The organism is Samsonia erythrinae (assembly GCF_004342665.1).
Lineage (GTDB): Bacteria > Pseudomonadota > Gammaproteobacteria > Enterobacterales > Enterobacteriaceae > Samsonia > Samsonia erythrinae.
This window is the reverse complement of the sequence record NZ_SMBY01000002.1, coordinates 418,274-438,110: the sequence shown is the minus strand read 5'-3', so window position 1 is coordinate 438,110 and position 19,837 is coordinate 418,274. Positions and strand designations below refer to the sequence as shown.

Sequence of the window (19,837 nt, the reverse complement as noted above, 5' to 3'; positions counted from 1 at the left end):
TTGTTAATGTGAGGTAACTATGCCTACAACCGCAAGGCTGGAAGCGCGTATCCCTTCGGAACTCCACGCATTGATCAAACATGCCGCTGAGTTGCAGGGACGCACAATGACGGATTTTATTATCACAGCAACGCAGGAAGCCGCTAAAAGAGCCGTAGAGGAAACCGCGATACTGAGACTGGCAATGGAAGACCAAAAGCAATTTGCTGACTCACTGCTATCCGAATCACCGGCTTCCCCTGCATTATTAGGCGCAATGCAAAGGCGTAAAGCGTTGGGAAGATAAAATGAGCTTATTGACCTACACGCTACTTGCCAAAAACCATAACAAGAAAGATTTTAATTGCGGCGTTCCTGAGTTAAATACTTACCTGCAAAAGTACGCCGGGCAGGACAGCCGGGAACGCTTTACTAAATGTTATGTTGCCGTTGATGAAAACAATACCGTAGCAGGCTTTTATACGTTGTCTTCTAGCGCAATCGACATCAGCGGCCTTCCCGAGACGATGACCAAGAAACTTCCGCGTTATCCTTCTGTACCCGCTGCATTACTTGGTCGCCTTGCCGTCGATTCTGAATTTGCGGGAAAAGGCATAGGCGGGTCATTACTTGTTGATGCGATCCTCAATGTTTCGCGCTCGACAACAGGAATATGGGCTTTACATGTCGATGCCAAAGATCAGGCTGCAAAGAATTTTTATCTGAAATATGGGTTTGTTGCCTTTCAACGTAAGCCTAATTCGCTCTATCTTCCTATCACAAATACCCTGTTAAAAGAATTAGCTTCATTTGAACTAGCTTGATAAGCATTCGTCAGGATTAAGTACACACCAACACCACTAAAAAGTGATATTCGCGTGTACTTATCAAAGCATCATCATAGATTGAGGTAACAGAAGGGTGGGATTCACAGGGTGAAATCATTAGCAAAAAGCCCTATCACTTTTCTGCATTGGTATACGCTTAGGTATACCAACAAAGTCTGAATTAAAACTTAAAACATAAATATCATTGAGTTACGTTAATTATTCAGATTCCCCCAGCCGCGGGCTTTTTTGTGCCTGCAATTTGTCCCGCGAAGTCCGAAGAGAACTAATTAAATCCGAACCTTTTAGGCCCATTGATAGGCCCAACGAAAAGCTCTATTGTTTTCGTTGGGCCTAAACGCATGGAGACTCCCCATGGCAAGAAAAACCCAGCCGTTAACCGATACGGAAATCAAAGCCGCCAAACCTAAAGATGCCGATTATCAACTTTATGACGGCAACGGGCTTACTCTGCTAATCAAGTCCAGCGGTAGTAAGCTCTGGCAGTTCCGTTACTATCGCCCTCTGACCAAGCAGCGAACCAAACAAAGCTTCGGAGCCTACCCTGCCGTCTCACTTTCTGATGCACGTAAACTCAGAGCCGAATCTCGAGTTTTATTGGCGAAAGACATTGATCCTCAGGAACATCAGAAAGAACAGGTGAGGAATTCTCAAGAGGCCAAAACTAATACCTTCTTGTTAGTTGCCGAGCGTTGGTGGAATGTGAAGAAAGCCAGCGTAACAGAGAACTATGCTGACGATATCTGGCGCTCGCTTGAGAGAGATGTTTTCCCAGTAATCGGTGATATCAGTGTCACTGAGATTAAGGCTCATACTCTGGTTAAAGCAGTTCAGCCGGTTCAGGCCAGAGGTGCATTAGAGACTGTTCGCCGCCTTTGTAAGCGTATTAATGAAGTTATGATTTATGCGCAGAACACGGGCCTGATTGATGCGGTTCCCATGACCTGCACCCCATTGCTTAAGACAACTCAATGTAAGTATGCATTCCGAACGTCTGCTCCTCGCTCATAGCTGAACGGCAAATATCTGGCAGACTGCATGTGCCAGAGGCCATTATTACTGGTATGCCGTGCCCGAAAGCCTGATTAGTTAAAATATTCACATAATTCATCAATAAAAACCCTGTACCGGGTTTCGTTTGCGCGGGAAGCGTCATACAACAAATTCATCACACGTTCGGGAATTCTGTAGTCTTCCAGTATGGTAACGAGTTGTCCCTTTTTAACAGGTTGTTCAAGCCCTTTTTCATAACCAATCAGCACTCCCAGGCCTTTTAACGCTGCTTCGAGTATTGCCCCCCAGTCATTGATTGCCAGCCGGGAATTTACCGACACCTCTGTGAGGCTCTCTGCGCCGACGAAAGGCCACTGATGGGTTAGTCCCGCTGGCCACGGAGAAAAACCAAGACACGCGTGATGTTTTAGGTCTGAAGGATGCTCCGGCCAGCCATGTTCTGCCAGATACTGAGGGGCTGCACATGCAATAAGCCGGTAAGCGGGCAACGGTTTCGCTGCAAACCTGAGATTTTTATCAGGTTCACCTATCCGGATGACCATATCGAAACCCTCAGTGGCCGGATTGATAATTTCATCAGACAGCGTGAGCTCAATACTCATTTGCGGATAACGGCGGAGAAACTGGCTTAAAAAATCCACCAGGGCATAGCGTCCGAATGTTACCGGTGCATTCAGTCGCAGCGTACCGGAAGGTATTTCGGCCGTTCCACTGGCTTCCCTCTCCGCAGTATCAATGGCCTTCAGAATAGCCTCGCACCGTCTGTAGTACAGACTGCCTGCAGGAGTGAGGCTCTGCCTGCGTGTCGTTCTGTTCAGTAGCCGGGTTTTCAGCTGCTTCTCCAGCGTCGCGATATGGCGCGCCACCATTTGCGGCGACATGCTGAGTCTGCCTGCTGCGGCGATAAAAGATCCTGTCTGTACAGCAGCTACAAAGGTGCGCATACCAGTCAGTTTATCCAGCATTAACAACCCCTGATTGTTTCAGAAAGCAGTATTGGTTCATTTTAAAAACTACGGGTAATCATTATGCTTATTTTGTACATAATCTACAGGCAAGAGGCAATTATGAGCATCTATATCGTAAGAATGGAGCATCCGGAAGGCACTGAATGGAATACCTTTGTTCGTGAGCATGTTCTTTATCTGAAGGAGCTTATCAGGGAGGGGAAACTGGTCGCTTCCGGACCACTGAAGAACACTCCGCTACGGGCTGGCTTTCTTGTTTTCAGGGCAGAAACGCTGGATGAAGTACATTCAATGATAAATGCAGATCCTTTTGCACGTGAAGCGCTCATTGAACATCTGGATATCCAGGAGTGGGACCCGTTGTTCGGTCAGCTCAGCGGACTCTCAAGTCACATCACTGTCAGTGAATTACAGGACCTGGTTGACTGAACAGGAGTCGAGGCTGAATGGACTGCCCCCCACGACAGTAGACAAAACCTGTCCTCACGACGAGGCCTGTTCAAAGGCCTCCGGGCTGACGCCGCCGAGATGACTGTGGCGCCGGGCCCGGTTGTAAAACACTTCAATGTAATCGAATATATCCGCTCGGGCCAGATCCCGGGTTTTGTATATTCTCTTCCTGATGCGTTCTTTTTTCAGCGAACTGAAGAACGATTCGGCCACCGCATTATCCCAGCAGTTGCCACGTCGGCTCATGCTCGGGGCCAGGTTATTGGCCCGGCAGAAGCGCTGCCAGTCATCACTGCCGTACTGGCTGCCCTGATCGCTATGTACGATGACCTCGTCGTCGGGTTTACGTCGCCAGACAGCCATCATCAGCGCATCCAGCGCCAGTTCGCGAGAGAGAGTCGGCTTCATCGACCAGCCCACTACGTTACGGGCGAAGAGGTCGATAACTACCGCCAGATACAACCAGCCCTGCCAGGTGCGGATATAAGTGATGTCGGTGACCCAGACCTGATTGGCCCGGACAACAGTAAACTGCAGCTGCACGCGATTAGGCGCGACTACTGAGGGTCTGCCAGCGATACGGCGTGGCGCTTTATAGCCGCGCACAGCTTTAATCCGGTTCAGTTGCATGATGCGGCTCACTCGGTTTTTACCGCAGGTTTCCCCGATTTCGTTCAGGTCGCCATGAACCCGCCGGTAACCGTAAACGCCTCCGCTCAGTGAGTATGAGTCACGGATAAGCATCAGCAGGCGCTCATTATCTTTATCACGCGCCGAGACAGGGTTATGCAGCCACGCATAGAACCCGGCCCGGGCGACATTCAGTACACGACACATCGTCATCACACCCCATATATTGCGGTGCTCATTGATAAAGCGGTACTTCAGTCGGGCTCCCTTGCAAAGTACCGCGCGGCCTTTTTCAGGATATCCCGTTCTTCTTCGGTACGTTTTAGCTGCGCCCGTAGTTTCAGGATCTCGCTTTTGGCTTCCAGTAAATCCCGGGCATGATGCTCGCTGTTATCAGGTTTGATAGCCCGTAGCCACTTGTAGAGGCTGTGTGCAGAAACGCCCAGACGGTCAGATACTTCGGCAACGGAATAACCGCGTTCCGTGATTTGACGGACAGCTTCTTCCTTAAATTCAGGTGTAAATCGTGGTCTGCCCATAACGTCCTCCTATGCTCAAAATATACGGCAGGATCGTCTACCGGCATAGGGTCAGTCCATCATAGGGTTTTCTGCATTGGTATACGTTTAGGTATACCAATAAAGTCTGAATTCGCACATAAAAATACCATAATGTGAGAAATCAGACCTCGAAGCCGTTACCAGCCGCAAACATTCGTTTCTTCATCCGAATCGTAACCGCGCACGATATTAATCAATTCTTTGACCGCATCGGCAGCAATTGTCGGATCGGTTAATTCAGCGAAGGTGGGAAAATGTTTATCAACCGATACGCCATTATTTTTGTTCGTTACTGTCAGCAAAAAACCTTTATCATCATTTGTGCCTTGCAAGCCATCGCTCAGTTCTGTCACCGCGCGTGCAGCAATGTCTGGTACATATAAGGACATAGGTTTAAGATAAATGCTTTCCTTCATTTCTTTATTACTGCAATTCAAAACAGCAAGTGAGTATCCTTTATTTTCATTTTCGGTTGTCATCTCTATCTCAGCCTTCTATCAGAATTTTTGGATCGACATAAAAGTCCACGTTGAATACCGTATCATCAGATAATGCTTCAATTCTGTGCCATTTTTCCGGCGGAAATACACCAAATTGACCCGCGTTAATCGTCAGCGTTTCAACGGGTTCAGGACTTGTTTCATCGGCGTAGCCATAATAACGGATAGTCCCCTGCATCACGCATAAACGTGGATAAATACCTTGCCGCGTGCCTGCATCCAGGTGTCGCTGCCAGATAGACGCCGGCGCCGTGTCCTTCGTCCACAATGGCGTGGTACGTGTGTGAACATAGTGAGTGGGAATAACAATTCGTTGCATGTTTCAACCTCCTTTTACCCAATCCACCAACAATGGTGAAAGAGAACAAAAACATATGATGTATATCATATACCCCTTTCAAGGCTTGTGAATTCTTTTCGCCAAAAATATTTTCATATTACAGTGGCACGTTTCTGACAATTATATAAGAGGTAAATTGAGAATCTTTTTACTTATCTATCCTTAGCATAACAGATGAGAAAACCGAGCAGAAACGCCACCAAAAGATAATCATTTGGGGTTATCTACGATGCAATTATTTAAGCGATAAATTAACCACAGACCTCTTCATCTGCCAAAGAAAAATCGACATTACTCAATTTGAGTTATTACAAAAGAAATAAAAATACTCCGATTTCTTTAATAGCACTGATAAACATGTCGTTATTATCGATAACCTCATATTACGGTCATTGGGGTAACGCACTCCTGACAGGCGATGAATTTCAGCATCATCTGGAGCGATATTTGCCTGGGCCGTCACGCTTCTACTCTTCTCTCTTCCAGCAGATAAAGTCATTTAGCCGGGAACAGCAACAGCTCTATCCCCCGCGCGCTAAGAAATCGGGATGAGCAAAGAAGGGGGGCACGGCGCGACCATGCATCGGGTAAATCTCAGGGGGCGATAAAAAGCTCGTCGACGTCCTGTGTTGTCAATTGAGGGTATGAGGCATGTAATGCAACGGCAATATCGCGGTCAGCGTAACCCAGCTTGCGTAAGAGCAGCGCAATCTGCCGGTAGGTTATCGTCTCCTGATAGACGGTATAGAGTACATCGGCAATTAATGTGGACGTCAAAACTGAAATACGGGACACATCACCAGCCCGCCCCCCTAATGCCTGAAGGATGTTTTCGACCGCCTGTTCCGGCGTTCTTCCCTGCGCCTGCTGTGAAGCCAGAATGGAAACCAGTTTGTTTTTTATTTCATCATTTCCCATCGCTCGGTTCCTTCGTACATGACAGTGAAGATGTCAGTATAAGCACGCTAACTGTCATCATTGCAATGAACAAATAAAATCCTGTGGCGGTACCCTCTTGTAGGTACTCAAAGATGCTGGAGGTTTCAGCGATATATAATGACGTTCCTATTTTAGGAAACGCTGGCTCTCCCTGATGACGAAAGCAACATACGCAAAGGGAGACGGAAGTCTGGCGGAGATAAACATATATTGATACAACTCTGCTGACATCGTCCCTCTTCTTTTTTTCCTGAAGTGCGATAATTCGCCAATAAAAATCGCATTTTTGTTTATGCCCAATCGTTTTCATTGCCTGAAAAGGCCATGTAAATTAAGGGCTTTGTGAGCAATAAGGCTATAAGTCATGATCACCACCGACGGTAATAACGCAGTCGCCTCCGTGGCCTGGCGTACCAATGAAGTCATCGCCATCTACCCTATTACCCCCAGTTCCACCATGGCTGAACAGGCTGCGGCCTGGTCGAGCGAGGGCAGGCTGAATATATGGGGAGATACGCCTCGCGTTGTTGAAATGCAATCGGAAGGCGGCGCGATTGCTACCGTCCACGGTGCGTTGCAGACGGGGACGTTAGCCACCACTTTTACCTCATCGCAGGGTCTGCTGTTAATGATCCCCACGCTGTATAAGCTGGCCGGTGAGCTAACGCCATTCGTACTGCACGTGGCGGCCCGAACGGTTGCTACCCATGCGCTTTCCATCTTCTGCGATCATTCCGATGTCATGGCGGTACGCCAGACAGGCTGCGCGATGCTGTGTGCCAGCAATGTGCAGGAAGCCCAGGACTTCGCGCTGATTGCACAAATCGCCAGCCTGAACAGCCGACTGCCATTTATCCACTTTTTTGATGGCTTCCGCACGTCACACGAAATCAATAAGATTGAACCGCTCGACGATAAAACAATCCGTCAGCTTCTGCCGCAGCAAGCGATTGATGCACACCGTAAGCGAGCGCTCACACCGGAGCATCCGGTTATTCGCGGCACCGCCTCTAACCCGGATACCTTCTTCCAGGCGCGGGAAGCCACTAACCGCTGGTATGACGCGGCCTGCCAGCACGTTGAGCAGGCAATGGCCGATTTTGCCGCCGCCACCGGGCGTCAGTACCAGCCATTTGAATATTATGGTCATCCGGAAGCAACCAACATCATCGTGCTGATGGGTTCCGGCGTCGGTACCTGCGAAGAAGTCGTTGATACGCTGCTGACGCGCGGCGAGAAGGTCGGCGTGGTCAAAATCCGCCTGTATCGTCCATTCTCCGCCAAGCATCTGTTGGCGGTGATCCCGCAAACGGCGAAGAGCATCGCCGTGCTGGATCGCACCAAAGAGCCGGGTGCACTGGCAGAACCGCTGTATCTTGATGTCATGACCGCGCTGGCCGAGGCCTTCTCCGCGGGTGAGCGTTCACTTATGCCACGCGTCATCGGCGGGCGTTATGGGCTATCTTCTAAAGAATTTACCCCGCAGTGCGCGCAGGCCATTTTTAATGAGTTGGCGCTTACCAACCCAAGACCACGTTTCACCGTGGGAATTTATGATGACGTCACCCATCTGTCTCTGCCCTTGCCGGCTCAGCATTTGCCGACCGGCGCCTCGCTCGAAGCCCTATTCTACGGATTAGGCAGTGACGGCACCGTTTCCGCGACCAAGAACGCAATCAAGATCGTCGGCGAAAGCACCCCGATGTTCGTGCAAGGCTACTTTGTCTATGACTCCAAAAAAGCAGGCAGCCTGACCGTATCCCACATGCGCGTTGGCCCGCATCCGATCAATTCGGCTTACCTGATCGATCAGGCGGATTTTGTCGCCTGCCATCAGTGGCAGTTTATCGACAAATACAGCATGGTCGAACGCCTGAAGCCCGGCGGCGTCTTCCTCATCAACTCACCATATAGCAGCGACGATCTTTGGCATCGTTTGCCTCAGGAAGTACAGGCAGGGCTGAATCAACGCAATGCGCGCGTTTATTGCATCAACGCCGCGAAGATTGCCCGCGAATGTCAGTTGGGCGCACGCATTAATACCGTGATGCAGATGGCATTCTTCCATCTGTCACAAATTCTGCCAGCCGATGTGGCGGTGGAAAAACTGCGCAACGCGATCGCCAAAAGCTATGGTAGTAAAGGTCAGGAGTTGGTTGAGCGTAACTGGCAGGCGCTGAGCGCCACGCTGGAAGCGTTGGCCGAAGTTCCACGGCAGGCCGTCAACCCGGACAGCCCACAGCGCCCGCCGGTCGTGTCCGATTCAGCCCCTGATTTCGTCAAAACCGTCACCGCCGCCATGCTGGCGGGACTGGGCGATACGCTGCCCGTCTCCGCTCTGCCGCCCGACGGCACTTGGCCGAGCGGCACCACCAAATGGGAAAAACGCAATATCGCGGAAGAGATCCCGCTGTGGCAGCCGCAGCTTTGCACCCAGTGTAACCACTGTGTCGCCGCCTGTCCGCACTCGGCGATCCGCGCCAAAGTCGTCCAGCCCGATGCGATGGAAAATGCGCCAACGTCACTGCAATCGCTGGATGTGAAAGCGCGCGACATGCGCGGCCAGAAATACGTGTTGCAGGTCGCTCCGGAAGACTGTACCGGCTGTAACCTGTGCGTGGAAGTCTGCCCGGCCAAAGACCGTCAGAACCCGGAAATCAAAGCCATTAATATGGAATCCCGTCTGGATAATCTGGCGGTGGAGAAAGCGAACTTCGACTTCTTCCTGCAACTGCCGGAAATCGACAAATCCACGTTGGAACGCATTGATATCCGTACATCACAGCTGATTTCGCCGCTGTTCGAGTACTCCGGCGCGTGTTCCGGCTGTGGCGAAACGCCGTACATCAAGCTGCTGACGCAGCTCTATGGCGATCGTCTGCTGGTCGCCAATGCGACGGGCTGTTCGTCTATTTATGGCGGTAACCTGCCCACCACGCCGTGGACGACGGACGCCAACGGTCGCGGCCCGGCCTGGGCTAACTCGCTGTTTGAGGATAACGCCGAGTTCGGTCTGGGCTTCCGTCTGAGCGTCGATCAGCACCGCCAGCGCGCAATACGTCTGCTCAACAAACTGGCGCCGCAGCTGCCGCCGGATCTGGTCAGCGCGTTGCAGGAGTCGTCTATCGCCCCCGATCTACGCCGTCAGCAGATTGCACAGCTGCGTGAATTGCTGGCAGCTATCAATGATGCCGACGCCAGCGTGCTGGCAAACGAAGCCGACCACTTTGTCGATAAGTCTATCTGGCTCATCGGCGGTGACGGCTGGGCTTACGATATCGGCTACGGCGGTCTGGATCACGTCATGAGCCTGAGCGAAAACGTCAACGTGCTGGTGCTGGATACCCAGTGTTACTCCAACACCGGCGGCCAGCAGTCCAAAGCGACGCCGCTGGGCGCCGTCACCAAGTTTGGCGAGAAAGGCAAACGCAAAGCGCGTAAAGATCTTGGCATCAATGTCATGATGTACGGCCATGTCTACGTGGCACAGATCTCGCTGGGCGCACAGTTGAACCAGACGGTGAAAGCGATTCAGGAAGCTGAAGCCTGGCCGGGGCCGTCGCTGATTATCGCGTACAGCCCGTGTGAAGAGCACGGCTACGATCTGGCGTTCAGTCACGAGCAAATGCGTCAATTAACGGCGACCGGCTTCTGGCCGCTCTACCGCTTCGACCCACGTCGCACCGAAGAAGGCAAGCCGGCACTGGTGACCGACTCCCGTCCGCCCTCAAGCAGCCTGAGCGAAACGCTGCTGAAGGAGCAACGTTTCCGCCGCCTCAATAGTATGCTGCCGGAAGAAACCGCACTGCTCTATGAAGAGGCAGAACAGGATCTGCGTCGCCGGTTTGACTTCCTGAGCATGATGGCAGGCAAGGCGGAAAAAACCTCGCAGGAATAATCCTTCCCCACCACAAACCGGCTTCGGCCGGTTTTATGGTCTCCGGTCGCCTGACGCCGTGTTAAACGGAAGCTGACAACGCGCACATTACCTTATATTTTAAGGAATGACTTGTTACGATCTCCCCTATATCAACGTCGCAAAGGATGAAACATGAAAGGAAAGTTCGCCCCCTCACAGATTGCGTTGCACTGGCTGGTTTTTATATTGCTCATTGTGACCTATGCCGCTATTGAGCTACGCGGGTTTGCTGAGCGCGGTTCACTGCTGCGCACGGTGATGATCGTGACGCATTTTAGCTGTGGCGTAACCGTGCTGCTTCTCATGGCGACGCGTCTGTTCTTACGTCATCGTCATGCTTCGCCAGCCATTACTCCCCCGCCTCCCCGCTGGCAAAGCGCACTCGGTTCACTCACTCACGCGATTCTTTACGCACTGTTTGTTACGCTGCCGATACTGGGCGTTATCTCGCGCTATTACCGGGGACGGGACTGGATGCTTTTTGGTATCGATATGCCAACGTCAGCCACGCCGGATTTAGCGCTCGCTAAAACGCTGATCGGCTGGCATGAAACGCTGGCCGCGTTAGGGTACTGGCTCATTGCGCTGCATGCCGCCGCCGCCTTGTTTCACCACTATGTCATGAAAGACAACACGCTGCTGCGCATGATGCCCGCCAGGCATGATTAATCAGGTAAAGTAGGAGCAAACATGAAAGTTGCGCTGGGACAGTTCGCCGTTGACCGCGAGTGGCGACACAACGCCGCCGCCATTACTGACCTTATGTCGGCAGCGCAGCAAAACGGCGCCGATCTGCTGGTGTTGCCTGAAGGCGTACTGGCTCGCGATATTACCAATCCCAATATGGTCCTCACCGCCGCTCAGCCACTGGACGGCCCGTTTATCTCTCACCTATTGGAAGCCAGCAAAGGCAGCAACCTGACGACAATGCTGTGTGTGCATATCCCGAATGGTGAAGGGAAAGTCTGGAATACGCTGCTGGCGCTGCGCAACGGTGAAATCATCGCTCAATACCGCAAGCTGCACCTGTACGATGCCTTTTCCGTACAGGAATCGGATAACGTGCTGGCTGGCGAGGACGTTCCACCGCTGTTGACCATCGCCGGATTAAACGTCGGGCTAATGACCTGTTATGACATTCGCTTCCCTGAGCTTGCCCGGCGTCTGACGTTAGACGGCGCAGATGTGCTGGTTCTCCCCTCCGCCTGGGTTAAAGGGCCGCTGAAAGAAGCACATTGGGAACTGCTCGTGCGGACGCGGGCGCTGGAAAACACCACCTATCTCGTTGCCGTTGGCGAATGCGGCCCCAGGAATATCGGCAACAGCATGGTTGTCGATCCTTTAGGCGTGGTCGTGGTTCAGGCTCCGGAAACGCCGGCATTAGTGTATGCCGAGATTCAGCCGGAACGTCTGGCCTATGCACGCCAGCAGTTGCCGGTCCTCGCTCATCGCCGCTTCAAAAAGCCGATGTTGGACGGAGAAAATTAAGCGCCGGTGCTCACCGAGAGATTTTCTTTCTTATTAATGCGCTAAAAAGTGTGATTAGTTACACATGTTGTTTCCCTCAATAGCCATTCTGCACATATAATGCGCATCCGGTCATTATCGACCCTAGCAGGCCAGCCTCCTTATTGGGGGTGCATTTACCACTCAAATAAAGAAATGAACATGAGTATTCGCGCGATCTTTACGTTAGTTCTGGCAGTCGCGGCATTTAGCCAGACTGCTTTTGCCGTTGTTTATCCGCTGCCCGCGGCCAACAGCCGGCTGGTAGGCGAAAATCTGGACATCACCGTGCCGGAAGACAGCACGCTGCCGCTGGAGCATTTTGCAGCACAGTTCCAAATGGGGCTGAGCAACATGATGGAAGCTAACCCGGAGGCGGACGTTTACCTACCCGCCCCAGGCAGCAAAATGGTGATTCCTCATCAGTTGATTCTGCCGGATGCACCGCGTGAAGGCATTGTGATCAACAGTGCGGAAATGCGCCTGTATTATTATCCGAAGGACACGAAAACCGTGGTTGTGCTGCCCATCGGGATTGGTGAGTTAGGGAAAGATACGCCGATTAACTGGACAACCTCCGTTCAGCGCAAAAAAGCAGGGCCAACCTGGACGCCAACCGCCAAGATGCACGCGGAATATGCGGCACGCGGTGAAACGCTGCAAAAAGTCTTCCCGGCAGGGCCGGATAACCCGATGGGGTTATACGCGCTGTACATCGGCAACCTGTACGCGATCCACGGTACCAATGCCAATTTCGGTATTGGCCTGCGCGTCAGTCACGGTTGTGTCCGCCTGCGCGCCGATGACATTAAATACCTGTATGACCATGTACCGGTTGGTACGCGCGTTCAGTTCATCAATGAGCCGGTGAAGGCCACCGTTGAACCGGATGGTTCACGCTACCTTGAAGTGCATAACCCGCTGTCCCGCACGGTAGAAGAGTTCCATTCGGATGCCCCGGCACCAATCACCATCACGCCCAAAGTGAACAAGGTTCTGGCCGATGCCAGCGTGAATGGCGGTGAAGTGGCTCAGGCCATCCAGAGACGTTCCGGTATGCCGACTAAAATCAATGGCCCCATCGAACAAGCCGCGCCAGAGATTCCGGTCGAATCCGCTGCGGCTCCCGCTGCGCCGGAAGCAGAACCGCAAACAGAAGCGGAAGCAGAGCCGCAGGATAGCGACAACGCGGTAGAAAACGCGGCACCAGTCGAGTCACAGACGGATGCAGCCGTAGAGGACAACCGCGCTTAATCATTATCCCGGGTTGGAAACCAAAACCAGACCGTTGACAAACCCATCACCTTTTATCGAACGGTGAGAATGGAATGGAAGAGTAAAGCGTCCGCGCCAGGGATGGCGCGGTTCGAGCTTACAGGGACGTACTTGCAGCGTCTTTACGATCCATCCATTATCACCGCATATCGGACTTTGCCAGCAAACTCAAACGGTTTCCAACCGTTTCCGCATCCTGCGCAACGCATCTGCGAGGCGCTCAACCAACCGTATGGTGCCGGCGCCACAGACGTGAAAACGGCGAAGGGATGCAGAGAAAAAAACGTGCGCACGGTAACCAATCTGCCCGGCGCGTATTGCACTCCCCCTAAATCACAGCTACTTTTAACGTCATCATTCCCCCCGCCCGAAACCCGAATCAATGACGGATAAAATAAAAAACATTGCTACCTCTGAATTGCCGGCAAACGTTCACTACCCCCACTATGATCGTCAGGCGCTGAAGCCGCGCATCGTCCATATCGGTTTTGGCGCTTTTCACCGCGCTCATCAGGCGCTACTGACCGACCGCGTACTGAATTTAATGGGGGGCGACTGGGGGATTTGTGAAATCGTGCTGTTTAGCAACGACACCCTGATCAACGCGCTGCGCCAACAGGATCATCTGTTTACCGTGCTGGAAAAATCCGCCACAAGCAATCAGGCCATCGTCGTCGGTGCGGTGTGTGAATCACTGCACGCCAGACTGGAAGGCATTGACGCCATTATTGAAAAACTCGCCGCGCCGGAAACCGCCATCGTCTCCCTGACGATCACCGAAAAAGGCTATTGCATGGACGGGGCGAGCGGCAAATTGGATCGTCATAATAAACTCATTGAGCAAGATCTCCTCGATCCCCGCCGCCCTGCGTCGGTGCCGGGGCTGCTGGCGGAAGCACTGCGCTTGCGCCACGAACGCGGGATCGCGCCGTTCACCGTCCTGTCCTGTGATAACGTGCCGGAAAACGGCAAAACGGCGAAAGCCGCCGTACTGGGCTCCGCGGGGATCAACGATCAAAACCTGATTGACTGGATCGCAGAACATGTAGCCTTCCCGAATACCATGGTGGATCGCATTGTCCCTGCCGCGACGCCGGAGGCATTACAGGAGATCGCTGACCATCTGGGCGTCGCCGATCCCTGTGCGATCGCCTGTGAGCCCTTTATTCAATGGGTAATTGAAGATCGTTTCACGGCTGGTCGCCCTGAATGGGAAAAAGCCGGCGTGCAGATGGTGCCGGATGTATTACCGTTTGAAGAAATGAAGCTGCGCATGCTAAACGGCAGCCACTCATTTTTAGCCTATCTGGGTTATCTTGCCGGTTACGACCACATCAACGACTGTATGAACGACGAAAATTACCGCCGGGCGGTTTCTCACCTGATGCTGGCGGAGCAGGTTCCGACGCTGACAGTGATGGAGATCGACCTGAAAGATTACGCGGTTCAATTACTGACTCGTTTCTCCAACCCCGCGCTCAAACACCGTACCTGGCAAATCGCGATGGATGGTTCGCAAAAACTGCCGCAGCGTATGCTGGAACCGTTACGCTGGCATGTGAAAAACGGTGGGAATTATCAAGGGCTGGCGCTGGGGATAGCAGGCTGGATGCGCTATGTCAGCGGGCAAGACGACGTGGGTAACCCAATTGAGGTTCGCGATCCGTTGGCTGATACGCTCAAACAAATCGTGGCGGAAACATCGGATAGTGCCGAGCGGGTCAGCGCATTTCTCAATATTCGTGCTATTTTCGGCGAAGATTTGCCTGCAAACCATGATGTATTCAACGCGATAGCACAGGCTTATCTGAAGCTCCGCGATCACGGCGCAAAGAACACCGTGGCCGCGCTGGTACAAGGCTTCAAATAACGATAAACCCCAGCAGCGCAAGGTACAACGCACTTTGGGCCCCCAGCGCCAGCGGGCGGCCTTTACCTTTTGTTTCATCCAGCCACGGCAGCGATGACCAACGCATTACCCCACCGATCACGGCGATCGCCAACATCGCTGAAACCACCAGCCAGACGATCTTATCCAGCAACGCGTGGGGAAACAAAATTTGCAGTGCGGAAACGACAAGAAACAAGGTGGCGCAACGTAATATCCCAACCAGCATGCCCGCGCGATCTCTCAGTCCGCGAGGGGCGGAAGACGGTAACCAGGACTGAAAAGCAAAGATCCCCGCCACGGCAATAAAAATCACATAAATAACAGCATAGACCAGCAAATGACTCACATTACGGCTCCTGAGAAGGAAAGACGATAAAGTAAACTGGGCTGGATAATGTCGATATTTCCACGCTGAGGTCAATGCGTTATTTCGCGCAATGCTCAATTTGTGGCGCAGTACTCAATATCGTCTTATCGCCAATTTTCGCACCCAACGCCCTTGCCGTAAGAAACCGACACATGTTGTAAATTAAGCACATAAAGCCAGAATCAAAAAAATTATAAAAATCAAATTAAAATATCTTATTTCATGATCTACCTGACAGATCGTCATTAAAGGCGCTCAAAATCGTGATCCTCAGTTTACTTTCTTTTGAATCGGGCAAATTATAAGAAATGGCAGTTCAATTGAACTGAAATTATGTTTCATAATTGTAATTAGGCTGATCATGAATAAACCAATTTCTTTTAAACATACGTTCTGCTACGGCAGCGCAAACCTGCTTGGCAGTGGCGCTCTCGCGATCAGCGGCGCATGGCTGATGTACTTTTACACCACATTTTGTGGATTAACATTGGTTCAGGCTGCCGCCATCTTTTCCGTTGCCAGCATCATTGATGCCATCAGCAACCCCGTCATGGGATACATCAGCGATAACTTTTACAACACGGGTATTGGCCGTCGATTTGGTCGCCGCCGCTTCTTTATTTTACTGGGTGTGCCGCTGGTGCTGGTCTACCCCATGCTGTGGGTCGACGGTTTTGGTTTCTGGTACTATTTGGCGACATACGTGCTGTTCGAGCTGATCTACACCTCGATCATGGTGCCGTATGAGACGCTGGCTACCGAAATGACCTCCGACTTCAAACTGCGCTCTAAGCTGACAGGCTCTAAAGCCATTTTTGGTAAAATCGCTAACTTTCTGGCGGCGTTTATTCCCGGACAGTTTATTGCCATCTACGGTAAAGATTCTGCAACGCCATTCCTCTACACCGGTATGGTCTATGGCGCGATTATGTGCGCGGCGATGATCGCGCTCTATATGACGTCCTGGGAACGTCCGGTCAACGAAATCGTCCGTGAAAGTACATCCGGCTTGTGGCAGGCGATGAAAAAGCTGAGCGTGGATATGGCTTCGACCTTCCGCCTGCGTATTTTCCGCAAGCATCTGGGCATGTACCTGTTTGGCTTCGGCGCTGAGTGGCTTTTCGCCTCCGCATTCACTTACTTCATCGTCTTTGGCCTGAAGCAAAACACCGCGCTGGTGTCACACCTCAATAGCTTTAGTTCGGTCATGCAACTCATTTCCACCGCCGCTTTCATCGGTATCTGCGTCAAAATGGGTTTTGCGCGACCGTTCCGTCTGGCGCTGATGATCGTGATTGTCAGCGTTATTGCCTATGCCGCGCTCTATTTCACTAACTGGTCGGAAGGGATGACCGTCTTTGTGCTATTCGCGATTACCGCCGTATTTGGCCTGAGCACGGGCGGCATCTACTACATTCCCTGGACCGTTTATACCTTTCTGGCCGATGTGGATGAAGTCCTTACCGGGCGGCGCCGTGAAGGGATTTACGCGGGGGCCATGACATTTGCCGGTAAAATGATTCGTTCCGTGATCGTCTTCGCGATGGGTTGGACGCTGAGCCAATTCGGCTTCGTTTCCGGGCAGGCGACGCAGCCGGAATCCGCGGTTCAGGCCATTGTCGGCGTGTTCTCACTGGGTGTTATCGGTCTTGCGCTAATCGCAATTTATTACACGACGCAAATGAAATTGGATCGTAAAAACCATGCCATTCTGCTGGAAGAAATTACGCGTATCAAAGCGGGCGGCGCGATTGCCGATGTGCCCCCTCAGGCACGTGCCGTCGCAGAAGAGTTGACGGGCTGGAAATACGAGGAGTGCTGGGGCAATAATCCGTTAGGCGTGCAGTCAGAAGACGCGCCGCAGGTTGTTACGGCACAGCATTAATTAAAGCCAGTCATCCATCAGAAAAAGGCATTGATTAAAAACCGTCATCACTTAATCACAATCAGCCCAATTTCACCTTGGGCTGATTCATTCGGGCCTGCATTTTTTGATTAACGGATATCACTCATCCAAGTTTCAGGCAGACGGCAGGAGAAATCATCCCACCAGGCTTTCAAATGCCCGATTCGGGAGACTGACAAACCGGCCAAAGGCAGGCCTGAACGTTGCTTACAACGGCCTCAGCGGACAGCATGAGTCGCGGAGCCAAGCCCCATACAGCTGGAAGTATGGCGGGTATACAGCACACCAGCAATCAGGCACAGCGTGTAACCATAAAGCTCAGCCCCTTCTTCTGCCAGGTTTTTTACCGCCCTGATATACCCATCATCCATCAGCGCCGCCCACAAGGCGTTCATACCGAACAGACGGGAGAAAACCAGCACCGTCAGCAATCCACCCACCATATAGTGATAGCTATAGTGCTGGAGAAAATGCGCCAGCCCGGCAAAGGTATTTTTTAACGAGGTGAGCGCGAAGCCAACGCAGACCACCGTACACAGCACGGCGAAATAGAGCCAGCAGCCGTGAACAATGTTGTCCAGAAAGAAATCCATTTCGCGGATGAGCAAACAGAAAAAGAACCCGGCGATCAACAGATAGCCTCCCCGGTGCTCTCGCCATTTTAGCGCGATGCGCAGAAACAGCAGCGCGGTAATGAATAAAAAAGCCTCCTGAATAAATTCAGTGATAGATATTTCCCCAACTGAGTTATGCATCACCACAACGTCAGCAAACAAGGCGAGCTGCACGACGCCGACAATAACCGCCAACGCCAGAGCGCCCCCCAGATAGCGGGCAACGACAGCAACATTTTTACTCATGCTTCACAAATCCGTACGACAATAATAATTTTGGCAATCGTACCATTTCGTATAAGAGCAGATTGGACAGTTGGTGCGTTGCGCCAGTGTTCTGTGTGGCAATAAAGAGGTAAGACAGGCGATCACATCAATTACCCGCCACAATGCAGAATTAAATCAAATCGGCCTCTTTCAGTTCACTTTTCAGGTAGGCGTAGTAAATCGGAGCCGCAATCACCCCGGATAACCCAAACGCCGCCTCAAACACCAGCATCGCCAGCAGGATCTCCCAGGCATGCGCCTTGATCCGCGTGCCGACGATCTTCGCATTCAGGAAATACTCCAGTTTGTGAATCAACATCAAATACACCAGCGCGATCAGCGCGATCGGCAATGAGAGGGATAACCCAGATATAAAGACGATCGAATTGGAAATCAGGTTCCCGATGACCGGCAACAGACCGAAAATAAAGGTCAGCACCACCAGCGTTTTGGCAAATGGCAGATGAATTTCACACAGCGGCAGAACACCAAGAATGAAAATGGCGGAGAGCACCGTATTCACCACAGAGATTTTGACCTGAGCAAAAACGATATTGCGAAACGAGGCCGACAGGAGTGCGACCCGACGCAATAACTCCGCTTTCAGGAGCGGCTTTTCCGTACCCTGATTGACGTTATACAGCGAAACTATCGCCCCCAGCACCATACCGATCAGCATCGTGACGAACCCATGCAGGAAACTTTTCCCCATGTTTTGCAAAATCACAATGTGTTCCTGAATCCATTGCAAGAATTCATGCTGGAGCTCTTCGATGCTGACCGGCAAATAGCCCGGTAAGTAGTGTACGATCTGTTGCTGGATGTCATTAAGGATGTAGCCAATCCGCACATTAAACGCAGTCGTATCTTTCATCTCCTGCATCAATAATCCGACCAGGCTGCCAAATAGCAAACTCAACAGGCTGACCACAACCGTGCTGATAACCGCAACCACCATCCAACGCGCGCGCTTACCGCCGATCACCTTCTGAAAATAGGGGGTCAGTAAATTAACAATTTCATACACCAGAAAGCCGGCAACAAAGCAGGCCAGCAGGCGCAAAGGCAACAACAGAAGCAGGCCGCCCATAATAAAGAAAAAGCTCAGCAGCCGAGCTTGTTTCAAATTTAGTAACTGCATAATGACATCCCGTATGAAGAGGCAACGCGGAGAATCTCTTTGTTGAGTATATTACGCCTTTTCCAATCTCAACTGATTGTTATTTAATCGCAAAATCACTTTTTCCCCTTGAATCATTCGGCTTTAGCCATGATGGGAGATGAACACAAAACGCGATAACCAGCCAGAGAACAAACGAGGGATATTTTTGAGGTTTTGTCGGCAAAACGCCAGCAGTTTAACGTAGCGTAATCTTACCCACGGGAAGAAACGCGTTTCACCTTTTACCGGTGAGGTGTTGGAACGTCGGCAACGGAAATACGTCCTCCCCTGCGCCGAATCGTAGTAACCACATCCCCCGGTTTATAAGGTTTCCGCCAGCAGACAGGGCGAAATTAAAACCATCATTTATTCCCCTATCATATAAAAAACGATTTTTTAAGAAAAAAGGTCAATTAATAGCATCGAAAAGGAAACTAAAAAGTAAGAAATATTGATATATACGGTATTGGTATGAATAGGTTGCACCGCTATTCCGTTAAAAATCGGCCCTTTCTCGTCTCAACCCGGCAATAGATATGTAGGTGCCTCGTCGGTAATTAGACTCGAGTCTAATTATTTTCCTGTCGCGAGTTAAGATCCAATACGTTAAAAAAAATTTTCAGTGCTTATTTTAATAAGCAGAGAAACATTCAGAGAATAGTCCATGAAGCCGCCAGAGAGAAAGAGCGGACAGAATCATCA

17 protein-coding genes and 1 pseudogene are annotated in these 19,837 nt (G+C 51.4%); 10 read left to right on the top strand and 8 right to left on the bottom strand.

Annotated features, from left to right (window positions below):
• Positions 1 to 19: 19 nt before the first annotated feature.
• The 3 genes and pseudogenes from EDC54_RS06415 to EDC54_RS06405 all read left to right on the top strand — a co-directional run.
• Positions 20 to 286 (top strand): type II toxin-antitoxin system TacA family antitoxin, encoded by a 267-nt coding sequence (locus EDC54_RS06415; RefSeq protein ID WP_039303572.1) that lies wholly within the window; start codon positions 20 to 22, stop codon positions 284 to 286.
• Between the two features lies 1 nt (position 287).
• Positions 288 to 803: a GNAT family N-acetyltransferase gene (locus EDC54_RS06410; RefSeq protein ID WP_132454381.1), complete on the top strand. Its 516-nt coding sequence runs from the start codon at positions 288 to 290 to the stop codon at positions 801 to 803.
• A gap of 378 nt (positions 804 to 1,181) precedes the next feature.
• A pseudogene (locus tag EDC54_RS06405) lies at positions 1,182 to 1,766 on the top strand (integrase arm-type DNA-binding domain-containing protein); the annotation flags it as partial.
• A 146-nt stretch (positions 1,767 to 1,912) separates the two neighbouring features.
• Here EDC54_RS06405 and EDC54_RS06400 read toward each other — a convergent pair.
• Positions 1,913 to 2,806, bottom strand: a complete 894-nt coding sequence (locus EDC54_RS06400) for a LysR family transcriptional regulator (protein ID WP_132454379.1) — start codon at positions 2,804 to 2,806, stop codon at positions 1,913 to 1,915.
• Positions 2,807 to 2,908: 102 nt separating this feature from the next.
• Here EDC54_RS06400 and EDC54_RS06395 point away from each other — a divergent pair, with 102 nt between their 5' ends.
• The gene (locus tag EDC54_RS06395) at positions 2,909 to 3,238 is read left to right on the top strand and encodes a YciI family protein (protein WP_132454377.1); all 330 of its coding nucleotides are present in this window, start codon (positions 2,909 to 2,911) and stop codon (positions 3,236 to 3,238) included.
• A gap of 54 nt (positions 3,239 to 3,292) precedes the next feature.
• Here EDC54_RS06395 and EDC54_RS06390 read toward each other — a convergent pair.
• From EDC54_RS06390 to EDC54_RS06370, 4 genes are all read right to left on the bottom strand, one after another.
• A protein-coding gene (locus EDC54_RS06390) for an IS3 family transposase (RefSeq protein ID WP_230514479.1) occupies positions 3,293 to 4,428 on the bottom strand; the annotation gives its coding sequence in 2 pieces (ribosomal slippage) (positions 3,293 to 4,182 and positions 4,182 to 4,428; 1,137 coding nt in all).
• Between the two features lie 158 nt (positions 4,429 to 4,586).
• Complete coding sequence (locus EDC54_RS06380) at positions 4,587 to 4,928, bottom strand: DUF1869 domain-containing protein (protein WP_132454371.1); 342 nt, start codon at positions 4,926 to 4,928, stop codon at positions 4,587 to 4,589.
• A gap of 7 nt (positions 4,929 to 4,935) precedes the next feature.
• Positions 4,936 to 5,268 carry a DUF1971 domain-containing protein gene (locus EDC54_RS06375; protein ID WP_132454369.1) on the bottom strand — a complete coding sequence of 111 codons (333 nt, stop codon included), beginning with the start codon at positions 5,266 to 5,268 and terminating at the stop codon, positions 4,936 to 4,938.
• A 615-nt stretch (positions 5,269 to 5,883) separates the two neighbouring features.
• Positions 5,884 to 6,207: a hypothetical protein gene (locus tag EDC54_RS06370; RefSeq protein WP_230514478.1), complete on the bottom strand. Its 324-nt coding sequence runs from the start codon at positions 6,205 to 6,207 to the stop codon at positions 5,884 to 5,886.
• A gap of 385 nt (positions 6,208 to 6,592) precedes the next feature.
• On the opposite strand from EDC54_RS06370, the gene nifJ reads away from it, so the two are divergent.
• The 5 genes from nifJ to EDC54_RS06345 all read left to right on the top strand — a co-directional run bounded on the left by nifJ (position 6,593) and on the right by EDC54_RS06345 (position 14,798).
• Positions 6,593 to 10,126 (top strand): pyruvate:ferredoxin (flavodoxin) oxidoreductase, encoded by a 3,534-nt coding sequence (nifJ, locus tag EDC54_RS06365; RefSeq protein WP_132454367.1) that lies wholly within the window; start codon positions 6,593 to 6,595, stop codon positions 10,124 to 10,126.
• A 153-nt stretch (positions 10,127 to 10,279) separates the two neighbouring features.
• Positions 10,280 to 10,816 carry a cytochrome b561 gene (gene cybB, locus EDC54_RS06360; RefSeq protein ID WP_132454365.1) on the top strand — a complete coding sequence of 179 codons (537 nt, stop codon included), beginning with the start codon at positions 10,280 to 10,282 and terminating at the stop codon, positions 10,814 to 10,816.
• A 21-nt stretch (positions 10,817 to 10,837) separates the two neighbouring features.
• Entirely contained in the window at positions 10,838 to 11,635 is a 798-nt protein-coding gene (locus tag EDC54_RS06355) for a deaminated glutathione amidase (RefSeq protein ID WP_132454363.1), read from the top strand.
• 180 nt (positions 11,636 to 11,815) lie between these two features.
• On the top strand, positions 11,816 to 12,907 hold the full coding sequence (locus EDC54_RS06350) for a L,D-transpeptidase family protein (RefSeq protein WP_132454361.1): 1,092 nt from the start codon (positions 11,816 to 11,818) through the stop codon (positions 12,905 to 12,907).
• A 403-nt stretch (positions 12,908 to 13,310) separates the two neighbouring features.
• Positions 13,311 to 14,798: a mannitol dehydrogenase family protein gene (locus tag EDC54_RS06345; protein WP_132454359.1), complete on the top strand. Its 1,488-nt coding sequence runs from the start codon at positions 13,311 to 13,313 to the stop codon at positions 14,796 to 14,798.
• Here the strand turns inward: EDC54_RS06345 and EDC54_RS06340 are convergent.
• Complete coding sequence (locus EDC54_RS06340) at positions 14,791 to 15,165, bottom strand: hypothetical protein (RefSeq protein WP_132454357.1); 375 nt, start codon at positions 15,163 to 15,165, stop codon at positions 14,791 to 14,793. The genes EDC54_RS06345 and EDC54_RS06340 overlap by 8 nt on opposite strands.
• Before the next feature lie 382 nt (positions 15,166 to 15,547).
• On the opposite strand from EDC54_RS06340, the gene EDC54_RS06335 reads away from it, so the two are divergent.
• Positions 15,548 to 17,071, top strand: coding sequence for an MFS transporter (locus EDC54_RS06335; RefSeq protein WP_132454355.1), 1,524 nt, complete (start codon positions 15,548 to 15,550; stop codon positions 17,069 to 17,071).
• A 239-nt stretch (positions 17,072 to 17,310) separates the two neighbouring features.
• On the opposite strand, the gene EDC54_RS06330 is transcribed toward EDC54_RS06335, so the two are convergent.
• Both EDC54_RS06330 and EDC54_RS06325 read right to left on the bottom strand, forming a co-directional pair.
• The gene (locus EDC54_RS06330; protein ID WP_196238439.1) at positions 17,311 to 17,952 is read right to left on the bottom strand and encodes a hypothetical protein; all 642 of its coding nucleotides are present in this window, start codon (positions 17,950 to 17,952) and stop codon (positions 17,311 to 17,313) included.
• A gap of 151 nt (positions 17,953 to 18,103) precedes the next feature.
• Entirely contained in the window at positions 18,104 to 19,114 is a 1,011-nt protein-coding gene (locus EDC54_RS06325; RefSeq protein WP_132454353.1) for an AI-2E family transporter, read from the bottom strand.
• Positions 19,115 to 19,837 lie beyond the last annotated feature (723 nt).

Bases quoted from the DNA above. Each gene is read 5' to 3' on its own strand.
- EDC54_RS06345 (WP_132454359.1), top strand. From the start codon at position 13,311: ATGACGGATAAAATAAAAAACATTGCTACCTCTGAATTGCCGGCAAAC.
- EDC54_RS06395 (WP_132454377.1), top strand. From the start codon at position 2,909: ATGAGCATCTATATCGTAAGAATGGAGCATCCGGAAGGCACTGAATGG.
- EDC54_RS06370 (WP_230514478.1), bottom strand. From the start codon at position 6,207: ATGGGAAATGATGAAATAAAAAACAAACTGGTTTCCATTCTGGCTTCA.
- nifJ (WP_132454367.1), top strand. From the start codon at position 6,593: ATGATCACCACCGACGGTAATAACGCAGTCGCCTCCGTGGCCTGGCGT.
- EDC54_RS06330 (WP_196238439.1), bottom strand. From the start codon at position 17,952: ATGAGTAAAAATGTTGCTGTCGTTGCCCGCTATCTGGGGGGCGCTCTG.
- EDC54_RS06355 (WP_132454363.1), top strand. From the start codon at position 10,838: ATGAAAGTTGCGCTGGGACAGTTCGCCGTTGACCGCGAGTGGCGACAC.
- EDC54_RS06375 (WP_132454369.1), bottom strand. From the start codon at position 5,268: ATGCAACGAATTGTTATTCCCACTCACTATGTTCACACACGTACCACG.
- EDC54_RS06410 (WP_132454381.1), top strand. From the start codon at position 288: ATGAGCTTATTGACCTACACGCTACTTGCCAAAAACCATAACAAGAAA.
- EDC54_RS06380 (WP_132454371.1), bottom strand. From the start codon at position 4,928: ATGACAACCGAAAATGAAAATAAAGGATACTCACTTGCTGTTTTGAAT.
- EDC54_RS06415 (WP_039303572.1), top strand. From the start codon at position 20: ATGCCTACAACCGCAAGGCTGGAAGCGCGTATCCCTTCGGAACTCCAC.
- EDC54_RS06400 (WP_132454379.1), bottom strand. From the start codon at position 2,806: ATGCTGGATAAACTGACTGGTATGCGCACCTTTGTAGCTGCTGTACAG.
- EDC54_RS06325 (WP_132454353.1), bottom strand. From the start codon at position 19,114: ATGCAGTTACTAAATTTGAAACAAGCTCGGCTGCTGAGCTTTTTCTTT.
- EDC54_RS06335 (WP_132454355.1), top strand. From the start codon at position 15,548: ATGAATAAACCAATTTCTTTTAAACATACGTTCTGCTACGGCAGCGCA.
- EDC54_RS06350 (WP_132454361.1), top strand. From the start codon at position 11,816: ATGAGTATTCGCGCGATCTTTACGTTAGTTCTGGCAGTCGCGGCATTT.
- cybB (WP_132454365.1), top strand. From the start codon at position 10,280: ATGAAAGGAAAGTTCGCCCCCTCACAGATTGCGTTGCACTGGCTGGTT.